Origin of the sequence: Terriglobus sp. YAF25 (assembly GCF_052113305.1) — a bacterium.
GTDB lineage: Bacteria > Acidobacteriota > Terriglobia > Terriglobales > Acidobacteriaceae > Terriglobus.
Window position 1 is genome coordinate 1 of the sequence record NZ_JBFRCY010000314.1, and the last position, 9,561, is coordinate 9,561.

At 59.6% G+C, this 9,561-nt stretch carries 9 protein-coding genes; 4 read left to right on the forward strand and 5 right to left on the reverse strand.

From position 1 onward, the window contains the following. Window positions 1-205: hypothetical protein (locus AB4043_RS14130; protein WP_442307327.1), on the forward strand; the 205-nt coding region annotated here is incomplete at its 5' end. Between the two features lie 168 nt (window positions 206-373). Continuing rightward, window positions 374-787, forward strand: coding sequence for a DUF1348 family protein (locus AB4043_RS14135; protein WP_442302827.1), 414 nt, complete (start codon window positions 374-376; stop codon window positions 785-787). 291 nt (window positions 788-1,078) lie between these two features. On the opposite strand, the gene AB4043_RS14140 is transcribed toward AB4043_RS14135, so the two are convergent. The 4 genes from AB4043_RS14140 to AB4043_RS14155 are packed head-to-tail and all read right to left on the reverse strand — an operon-like array spanning window position 1,079 to window position 7,078. Next, window positions 1,079-2,791: a TolC family protein gene (locus AB4043_RS14140; RefSeq protein WP_442302828.1), complete on the reverse strand. Its 1,713-nt coding sequence runs from the start codon at window positions 2,789-2,791 to the stop codon at window positions 1,079-1,081. Window position 2,792: 1 nt separating this feature from the next. Then, a complete protein-coding gene (locus AB4043_RS14145; RefSeq protein ID WP_442307328.1) occupies window positions 2,793-5,042 on the reverse strand; it encodes an efflux RND transporter permease subunit in 2,250 nt (749 codons plus the stop codon). Beyond that, window positions 4,970-5,758 (reverse strand): efflux RND transporter permease subunit, encoded by a 789-nt coding sequence (locus tag AB4043_RS14150; RefSeq protein ID WP_442307329.1) that lies wholly within the window; start codon window positions 5,756-5,758, stop codon window positions 4,970-4,972. The genes AB4043_RS14145 and AB4043_RS14150 overlap by 73 nt, the downstream gene beginning before the upstream one ends. 12 nt (window positions 5,759-5,770) lie before the next feature. Next, window positions 5,771-7,078 carry an efflux RND transporter periplasmic adaptor subunit gene (locus AB4043_RS14155; protein ID WP_442307330.1) on the reverse strand — a complete coding sequence of 436 codons (1,308 nt, stop codon included), beginning with the start codon at window positions 7,076-7,078 and terminating at the stop codon, window positions 5,771-5,773. A gap of 108 nt (window positions 7,079-7,186) precedes the next feature. On the opposite strand from AB4043_RS14155, the gene AB4043_RS14160 reads away from it, so the two are divergent. Continuing rightward, the gene (locus AB4043_RS14160) at window positions 7,187-7,819 is read left to right on the forward strand and encodes a TetR family transcriptional regulator (RefSeq protein ID WP_442302831.1); all 633 of its coding nucleotides are present in this window, start codon (window positions 7,187-7,189) and stop codon (window positions 7,817-7,819) included. A 418-nt stretch (window positions 7,820-8,237) separates the two neighbouring features. Here AB4043_RS14160 and AB4043_RS14165 read toward each other — a convergent pair whose 3' ends face one another. Further along, on the reverse strand, window positions 8,238-8,522 hold the full coding sequence (locus tag AB4043_RS14165) for an ArsR/SmtB family transcription factor (protein WP_442302832.1): 285 nt from the start codon (window positions 8,520-8,522) through the stop codon (window positions 8,238-8,240). Window positions 8,523-8,643: 121 nt separating this feature from the next. Between AB4043_RS14165 and AB4043_RS14170 the strand changes: the two genes are divergently transcribed. Beyond that, window positions 8,644-9,561 (forward strand): efflux RND transporter permease subunit (locus tag AB4043_RS14170; protein ID WP_442307331.1); only part of this gene is annotated, 918 nt, incomplete at its 3' end.

Consider the following 9,561-nt stretch of genomic DNA (forward strand, 5'->3'; position numbering starts at 1 on the left):
GTGTACTACCGCGCGCTGGAAGAAGGCGAGTGTGTACTACCGCGCGCTGGAAGAAGGCGAGTTCCGGCTGCTGGACGCACTGCAAGAGGGAAAGACGATCGCAGAAGCCGTGGAGGTTATTGCTGGTGAAGAACAAGTAGCCACCATACAACAGACCTTCGCCGTGGCATCAGAGCTCGGATGGTTCTGCCACCCGACAATTTAGCAAGCACATACCGGGTGCCCCATGTCCCGCTTCTGGGACGTGGGTATTCGCGCTGTGCGCGAACCGTTTTGTTTTATCCCTTCCGCCGCACGACTTCCAATCAGGTGCATTGCCCTTGATCGGGGCGTAATCTCAATTCCGTACCATGATTGCAGCAGGAGATTCCTTATGAGCACCGTCATCGCCCCGCCTTTTACCGATCCCGAACAGGCAGCACGCAAGGTGCAGCTTGCGGAAGACCTGTGGAACACGCGCGATCCGGAGCGCGTTGCCGCGGCCTACACCGAGGACACGCACTGGAGAAACCGTGCCGAGTTCCTCGATGGCCGTCAGGCGGTGATCGAGTTCCTGCGGCGAAAGTGGAACCGGGAGCTCGACTACAAGCTCAAGAAAGAACTCTGGGCCTTTCGCGAGAACCGCATCGCAGTGAAGTTCTTCTATGAGTGCCACGACGACAGCGGCCAGTGGTTCCGCAGCTACGGCAACGAGCTATGGGAGTTTGTGCCCTCTGGGTTGATGCAGCGCCGTGAAGCCAGCATCAATGACATGCCGATCAAGGAAGCAGATCGTCAGTTGAGCTGATAATCCCGTTGCCCCATTCTTTGTCGAATCGGGGTCCCCGGCGAACTTGTTCGCTGGGGTGAAAGACAAAGGGTGGGGTATCGCGCTACGCGCGACCGCTCTTGTTCTTTCCTACCGGGGTGCCCCACCCTCGCAACGCTAGGGTGGGCAGGGAAGTCACAAGAGCAATGAACGATCGATTCATCACTTCAAATAGCAAAAATGGGTTGTTCTTATTGAGAGTTCATGGGTATTCCTAACCCACCCTAGCGTTGCGAGGGTGGGGCACCCAGTAGGGATTGCAGTAGCTGATTACAGCTTCTTCGAAACCGCAACAATGTCAATATTCTGCCGCCGCAATGTATTCGCCGTGGCGCGATCAAAGTCTGCTTCGGCCTCGCCCCTATCCGCAGCCGCGCGAATCTCACGCAGCTTGGCGCTGATCAACTCATTCTGCCGCTGAAGCACCAGATAAACCGTCGACGTGCCCGCCTTGAACTGACGCTGCTCGCTGTCGTACTGCTGTTGCGCGAGTATTGCGGCACGGTGCGAGGCACTCAGCACCAGATCCGCATTGATAAGCTGCTGCAAACCATTCCGCACGTCACTTTCGACAGTCATCTCAAGCTGCTGCTGTTGTGCGATGGTCTGCTTCTTATTGGCATCGGCAACGGCGGCCTGTGCACGTGTAGTCCGATTGCCGATAGGCCACGACATCTGGATTCCGACCTTGACGATGGGAAAACGTCCATCGCGCAGATTGCCGAGCGACTGGTCATAGCCGCCGACAAAAAACGATGGTACCGAGCTGGAGCTTCCACCACCGGAGAGCGAGATCGGCGCCAGGCCAGCGAGGGTCGAAAGATCGTTGATGCGCGTGATCACTGGAGCAAACAAGCTCCCGAAGAGATCGGAGGACTGCGGTACGGCGCGGCCCGAGAGCCCTTGCACGCCGAGCTGTGCCGTAAGGTCGATCTGCGGCTTTGCCTGCTCGTGGGCGAGACGTGCGTCGAGACCGCTGACCTGGACTCCGATGGCTCCGGCTTTGAGGTCAGGACGATCGGCAAGCGCCTGCTGCATTGCCTCCTCAAGTGTGGGAATAGGCGATGACTCCGTGGGGCTGCTGGCTGTCTTCAGAGCAACGCTCCACAGCGGATCGCTGCGATTGGGCAGTATCAGCGCCTTCAGAGAGTTCTCCGCCTTGGTGACCTGCTGCTGCGCGTTGAAGACGTTCTGCTGATAGGTCGACATCTGCGTCTGTGTCTGGATGACGTCGATCGGCGCCTGCGTGCCTTGTTCCACCTGGCGACGGTTGCTGGCGTCCTGCTGCTCGGCCAGGCGCACGGCCTCGATCTGCACATCGAGGTTGCGCAGCGCATAGTCGAGCTCCCAATAGGCATGGATCGCCTGCGTCGTCGTCTCAATCACGCGCTGCCTGAACTGTTCGTCGCTCTGTGCGATGTTCTTGCGTGCGACCTTGAGGCGTTCGCGGTTCTGGTCGAAGAGCAGGCCGCTCCACAGCGGTTGGGTGAAGTTGGCTGTGGCTGATGTGGTGTAGGTGGGGTTCAGCGTGTTGTAGGTGTTGTTGCTGTTGCTCCGGGTCGAAGCAAAGTCGAGCTTGTAGGTCGTGCCCAGCCAGGGTGAGTTGCCGCTGATCTGCGGATCGGCATAGAGCTCCTTCTGTGTCAGGGCGCCGTTCGTAGCACCGCCGAGCGACGACGAGACCGGCGTGACCTGGCGCATGGTGTGAGCATTGCCGCCGATAACAGGATCGAAGTATCCCCGGGCTGCCTTCAGGTTGAGCACGGCCTTTCGCTGCGCCAGGTGCGAGACCTCGATATCGCGGTTGTTGGCGAGGACCGCCTGAATCACGTCAGGCAGCGCAATGGGAGCTTCGCCGGTGATGCCGATGCGTGGGGCGATCTGCAGCGTAACCGCAGGCGGCAGCGGTGGCGATGTCGGCCCAACCTCCTGCGCAAATGTGGCCGCCGAAGCGAGAGAGAGTGCGAGAACAAACTGCTTCATGCTAGGCGACCTCATTCGAAGGTTCCGGCGCGGAGACCGTATTGCGCTTCCACGTGGGAATGCGAGCGAAGAGAGACTGTGCCATACGGACCGGCTTGCTCCAGATGGGGTGTTCGGCGATGTCCTCAAACAGGGAGTAGAAGACCGGCACAGCGATGAGCGTCAGTAGAAGGCAGAGCGACTGGCCGCCGACCACCAGCACTCCGATGGAGCGGTTGGTGGCTGAGCCGGTTCCACGCGAGATGACCAGCGGCAGCATGCCCGCGACCAGCGCGAGTGTGGTCATCAGGATGGGGCGCAGACGGTCCTGGTTGGCCTGCAGAATCGCATCATACCGAGGCATGCCCTCAGCGCGCAGGCCGTTGGTGTGGTCGATCTGCAGGATGGCGTTCTTCTTCACAATGCCGAAGAGCAGCAGCAGGCCAAGCGCGGAGAAGATGTTGACCGTCTGCCCGGTAAGCAGCAGTGCCAGGATGCCGAAGGGAACAGCGAGCGGCAGCGTCAGCAGGATGGTCACCGGGTGAATGAACGACTCGAACTGAGCTGCCAGCACGATGTACATAAAGATGAAGGTCAGGGCGAAGGCCAGCAGGAAATAGTAGCCGGTGCGGCCAAGCTCTTTGGAGGCTCCGGCGAGACCGGTGCGGTAGTCGGGGTCCAGGTGCATTTCGGCGACGGCCTTCTGCAGCGACGTGAGGACCTGCGACTGCGAGTAGCCGGGCAGAACGTTGCAGCTTACCGTGACCTGCCGCTGCCGCGCGATGCGGTTCACGGAGGAAGGGCCGGTGGAGCTCTGGGTAGATACCACCTCATTCAGCCCGACGTAGCCTAACTGGCGTGTCGAAGGAACCGTGATCTTATTCAGTTCCTCGATGCGGCTGCGGAACTGCTCCCCGGCGCGGACGCGAACATCGTACTGCTCATCACCTGCGTTGAAGGTCGATGCGGTCTCGCCGGCGACCAGGGTATTAAGTGCCTGTTCGATGTTGTTGACGGAGACGCCGAGGTCGGCAGCGCGGGCGCGATCGATCTCCAGGCGAACCTCAGGCTTGCCGCTGCGCAGGGAGGAGTCGGCATCGGTCACACCGGGAATCTTCTTCATCCGCGCCAGCAGTTCGTCGGAATACTGCGTCAGCTTGTCGAGGTCCGGACCCTGAATGTAGTACTGCACCTGGGCATTACTGGCTCCGTTGCCGACGGCGGCCACCAGCTCGACGCTGGTGTGCAGGTTGCTGGGGAAGGTGGTCAGCAGCTTACGGGTCTGCTGCATCAGGTCGGTTTGGGTGTTATGACGGTCGGCGACATCCACCAACTTGACGTAGATGCTGGCGCTGTTCACCGCGCCATCGGTTCCACCACCCGCTGTCATCAGCGTGGTCTTTACTCCGGGCAGCTTGCGGATGGCCTGTGCGATGGCCTCAGTCTCCTGCGTAGTTGCTGCCAGGGAGCTTCCCTCGGGCGTGCGGATCAGGACGTTGAACTGCGACTGATCGTCGGCGGGAGTAAAGTCTTTGCCGACGAGGATGAAAAGCGGAATCAGGCTCAGGATGGTGCCCCCACAGATCATCACGACGGCTTTGCGATGGGCCATCGACCACTGCAGCAGCCGCAGGTAGTGGCCGTTGATGTACTGGAAGAAGCGCGAGTCCTTTGAACCGTGGCGACCGGAACCCTGTTGTCCAGCAGCGTGTTGATGGCCGTCTTTCTTCGCCGGAACCTTGATGAACCGCGAGCAGAGCATCGGCGTTAGTGTGAACGAGACCAGCAGCGAGACCGCGATGGCGAAGGCCGAGGTAAAGCCAAAGGAGCTCATGAAGCGCCCGACGATGCCACCCATGAAACCCACCGGTAGAAAGACCGCGAGCAGCGACAAGGTCGTCGCCATCACGGCCAGACCGATCTCACGCGTTCCTTCGATCGCCGCCTCGAAGGGAGACATGCCCTTCTCCTCCATGAAACGGTAAATGTTCTCCAGCACGATGATGGCGTCGTCGATCACGATACCGACCATCAGCGTCAGGGCGAGCATGGTGATCTGGTTCAGTGTGAAGCCCATCGCTTTCATCAGCGCAAAGGTCGAGATGATGGAGGTGGGAATAGCAATCGCGGCAATCAGCGTCGTACGCCAGTTGGCAAGGAAGACGAAGATGATAGCGCAGGCGAAGATGCTGCCTTCGATCAGGTGATGCTTGATGGACTCAATCGCAGCTTCGATAAAGATGGACTGATCCTGCACGACCTGCGTGCGCACGTCCTTGGGATGGTGATGCGGCCCATGGTGCGCACCGTGAACTCACGCGTCCCCGCGTTGAGCGAGCCTCCGGGCAGTTCGAGATTCTGCTGGCGCACGGCGTTAACCACATCGGTGATAGTCAGGCTATAGGCGCGCAAACGCTCCGGATCGACGTTGACGTGGATCTCGCGTTTGGCTCCGCCGACGAGCTGTACCTGGCCGACGCCGCTGATGTTCTCAAGCTTCTGCCGCAGCAGCTTGTCGGCAATCAACGTAAGATCGCGCAACGATCGTGGCGCGGAAACCGCAATCTGTAGCACGGGAGCGGCATCGGGATCGAACTTCTGCACCACCGGCGCCTTCGCTGTCTGCGGAAGATCGTTGCGGATGAGGTTGATCTTGTTCTGGACTTCCTCAGCGGCGACGTCGCCGTTCTTATCCAGGTCGAACGTAATGATGACCTGCGCCTGGCCCTCGGAGGAGTTGGAGCGCAGTTCGTCGATGCCGCTGATGGTGTTGACCGCGTCCTCGACCTTCTTGCTGATCTCGGTCTCGATCTCTTCCGGCGAAGCTCCCGGATCGGCGACTGTCACAGCGACAGTAGGCACATCAACCTTGGGCAGCAGATCGACGCCGAGGCTGAAGTAAGAGAAGGCGCCCACCACCATAAGCGAAAGAATCAGCATGGTGGCAAAGACAGGCCGGCGGACGCAGAGTTTAGCTAAACCGTGCATGGGTTGAACTCCTTACCGGGCTGCCTGTACTGCGACGGAGGCGCCGTCGTACAGGTCAGACTGCTTGTTGAGGGCTACCATTTCGCCGGCGGTCAAGCCGCTGAGGACGCGAAGGGAGCCGTTCTCGGTCTCGCCCAAGGTGACAACGCGCAGATGCGCCTTGCCGCCATCGACGACGAAGATCTGGTTGGAATCGGTAGTGCGGTCGCGGACGACCGCTGCCTTTGGAACGAAGACGGCGTTTTCTGTTCCAGGAAGAACCACGCGTGCACTGGCAAACATGCCCGGGCGCAGTGTGCTGTCGCTGTTAGCGAAGCGTGCTTCAAGGACAAAGGAGCGTGAGTCGGGATTGACGGCCGGATTGAGGGCGGAGGTCGCGCCTGTGAAGTCACGGTCACCGTAGGCAGCAACGCGAGCTGTGACCGGCATGCCTACTTTCAGGCCCGCAGCGCTCTTCTCCGGTGTCTGCAACTGCAGCTTGAGTGTGTCCATACGGACTACCGTGGCAACCGAGCTCGAAGTGGTGACGTACTCACCGACAGCGATTGGCCGCGCGCTGACATAACCATCGAAAGGCGCGCGGATGGTGGTATCGGCGAGCGCCTTCTCCGCCTGCCCAACCTGCGCCTGCATGGCTTCGAGCGATGCCTGTGAGGAGTTGACCGCCTGGTAGCTCTGCCGGGCGGTGTTGAGCGCGCCTTCGTACTGCTGCCGCGATGCATTCGCCTGGGMCTCGGCGGTCTCGGCCTGGGTGCGCTGTTTCTCGTAGACACTCTGCGAGACATCGCCAGTAGCGACCAGGTTGGCGTAGCGTTTGGCATCGGCTGCAGCGAGTCTGGCCTGTGCGGCGGAGGATTCGTAGGTGGCCTTGGCGGCGGCGACCTCAGGAACGTGTGAGGCGTCGAAGTTGCCGGTACCCAAGCCGATGCGCGACTGTGCTTGACGCAGTGAAGCCTGTGCTTCGGCAAGCTGCGCCTTGTACTGAGTCAGCTTCAGCTCGGCATCACGATGGTCAAGCTCGCAGATCACCTCGCCGGCCTTGACGAAGGCTCCGACGGAGACTGGTGTGCGAATCACGCGGCCGGAGACCGCAGGCGCAACATCCGAAGACTCCTCGGCGACGAAGCTGCCTGTCTCAGAGAGGGTGACGGCAACCTGCCTTCCAATCGCACGTGCCGCGTTCACCTGCACAACCGTCGCGGCGTTGACCGTGTTGTCTGCTTTCTTGCGGAAGCAGCCGGCAGGCAGCAGCGTAACCAGCAGCAGGGCGGCAAGATTTCTGGATCGGGAGGAAAGGTCGTGCAAAGGGCGTGTCGGCATCGGGCAGCTTCCGGGTCGCGAGGTGAATATCTGATTTGAGCGTAATGGCACACTGTGCCATTGTCAACTTAATGTGCCAATCGTGGCCAACAGGGTTACAATCGCCGTATGGCAGTCCACGACCCCTCCCCCCGCAACTCGCTGCAGGCAAAGAAACAGGAGGTCGTACGCGGCGAGATCTGGAACGCGGCGATCGATCTCTTTTTTGAGCACGGCTTCGACAATGTGCACGTCGACCAGATCGCGGCCAAAGCCGGCGTTTCGCGCCGTACCTTCTTCCGCTACTACGGGTCGAAGGAAGATGTGATGGGCGCGACCGTAAAACGTTACGGAGAGGCATTGGCGCAGGCGATCCGCGATCAGAAGGCGGATCTGAACTCGCTGGAGGCCGCGAAGGCCGCCATCAAACAGGTGCTCGCACCGACACTGCACACGACGGAACGCGTGGTCCAGGTAGCAGAGCGCAGTCCTGCGGCGCGGATGGCGCAGTTTCTTCAGGTTCCTTTATTGGAGCGAGAGGTAACGCAGGCCTTTGTCAGCCGCTCAAAGCGGGCAGTGAAGGAGTCCGCACTGGAACACAGAATCCTTGCAAGCCTCACGATGACCGCAACTGGAATGTGCGTGGAGATCTGGGTAAGAGATCAGAAGCGTCTCATGCCGGAGATCGTGGACGAAGTCTTCGCCGCAATCGTGCATCTCTTCCGCGCGGAAGAAGACAAGCCTAAGACCTCAAAACGATAAATCCATACACTCGATTCGTTTTTGTCATTTCGTAGCGACAGCGGAGAAATCTGCTTCTCTTGCGACGCTGCCCTCAGCGGCTGAAGCCGCTCCTCGTTTAGGTGTCCGTACGGCATGGCTGAAGCCATGCCCTTAAGCAAAGCATTCGCACCTGTGGTGCGAAGTGGTTGCGCTGCGCTCAACGGAAGGATGGAACTGCGCACGATCCGCCCTGTATCCGATCGCGCGCAGCGCAATATCGTGCTTTAGTCGCGCGAAGCGCGATTGTCGTTTAAGGGCACGGCTTCAGCCGTGCCGTACAAAGTCTGCAAAACGTGCGGCTTCAGCCGCTGAGGTCAAAATTCACCGGCGTCGATGCACGACATCGGACCGCACATTCGTCATTTCGCAACGAAGCAAAGGATGACAAACAAAAGCGCTACTTCCCACCAAGCTCCGTCAGATACTTCCGATACGCCGCGATCGTCTCCGGCTGCGAACGGTAATACACGTTCAGGCCCTCTTTGCGCGAGGTGACAAGGCCAAGATCCGTCAATACCTTCAGATGGTGTGAGATCGTTGCCGGCGAGATGGTGTGCCGTTCACAGATCTCGCCGCAATAGAGCTCGTCGGCCTGGGCAATCTGTCCATAAATTGCGAGCCGGTTCGGATCTCCCAGCGCCTTCGCAATCTGTGCCGCTTCTTTATCGGTCAACTTGCCCATACGAAATTAGACGTGCTCCCCACCTAAAACGACGCGCGATTGCAAAAGCTGAATCCAACTAATTCGACGCGCATCAAAATACTCGAAACGGAAATCGACCTTCGAAAGGGAAGACGACTTTATGTGGATCGTCCGCTTTGCTCTCGATCGCCCCTACACCTTCATAGTAGCGTCGATCCTCATTCTGATCATGGGTTTCTCGTCGATTGCGACGACACCGACCGACATCTTCCCCAATATCGATATCCCGCAGATCACGGTGATCTGGTCCTACTCCGGCCTTCCGGCAAAGGAGATGGAACAGCGCATCACCACCTTCAGCGAGTTCGTCATGGCGGTGGTGAACGACGTGAAATCCATCGACTCGCAGACCACCAGCGGCGCTGCGGTGATCAAGATCTCCTTCCAGCCGCAGGTCCGCATCGATGCTGCGATGTCGCAGGTTGGAGCCGCCGTAAACTCCATCCGCTTCCGCATGCCGCAGGGTGTGAATCCGCCGTGGATTCTACGCTTTAGCGCTTCGACCGTACCCATCATCCAGCTATCGCTCTCGAGCGACACCCTCTCCGAATCCGAAATCTACGACTACGGTCTCTTCCGCGTCCGTCAGCAACTCACTAAAGTCCCCGGCACGCTGCTGCCTACGCCTTATGGTGGAGTGGCTCGCCAGATCATGGTCGATCTCGACCAGAATGCCCTGCTGGCAAAAGGCCTTACGCCGGTTGACATTACCAGCGCCATCAATGCGCAGAACGTAACGCTGCCATCGGGTACCGCCAAAGTTGAAAACACGGAGTATACCGTCAGTACCAACTCCAGCCCGGTGGACGCCCTTTCGTGGCCATGCGTCCCCATCAAAGAAGTGAACGGGGCCATGGTCTACATGCGCGACGTGGCGCATGTGCGTGACGGATGGTCGGTGCAGCAGAACGTTGCGCGCTCGAATGGAAAGCCCGCGGCTCTGCTCACCATCATGAAGACCGGCTCGGTCTCGACACTCGATATCGTCAAGCAGATCAAGGACGATGTCCTGCCGGCC

Bases quoted from the DNA above. Each gene is read 5' to 3' on its own strand.
- AB4043_RS14160 (WP_442302831.1), top strand. From the start codon at position 7,187: ATGGCAGTCCACGACCCCTCCCCCCGCAACTCGCTGCAGGCAAAGAAA.
- AB4043_RS14140 (WP_442302828.1), bottom strand. From the start codon at position 2,791: ATGAAGCAGTTTGTTCTCGCACTCTCTCTCGCTTCGGCGGCCACATTT.
- AB4043_RS14135 (WP_442302827.1), top strand. From the start codon at position 374: ATGAGCACCGTCATCGCCCCGCCTTTTACCGATCCCGAACAGGCAGCA.
- AB4043_RS14165 (WP_442302832.1), bottom strand. From the start codon at position 8,522: ATGGGCAAGTTGACCGATAAAGAAGCGGCACAGATTGCGAAGGCGCTG.
- AB4043_RS14150 (WP_442307329.1), bottom strand. From the start codon at position 5,758: ATGCACGGTTTAGCTAAACTCTGCGTCCGCCGGCCTGTCTTTGCCACC.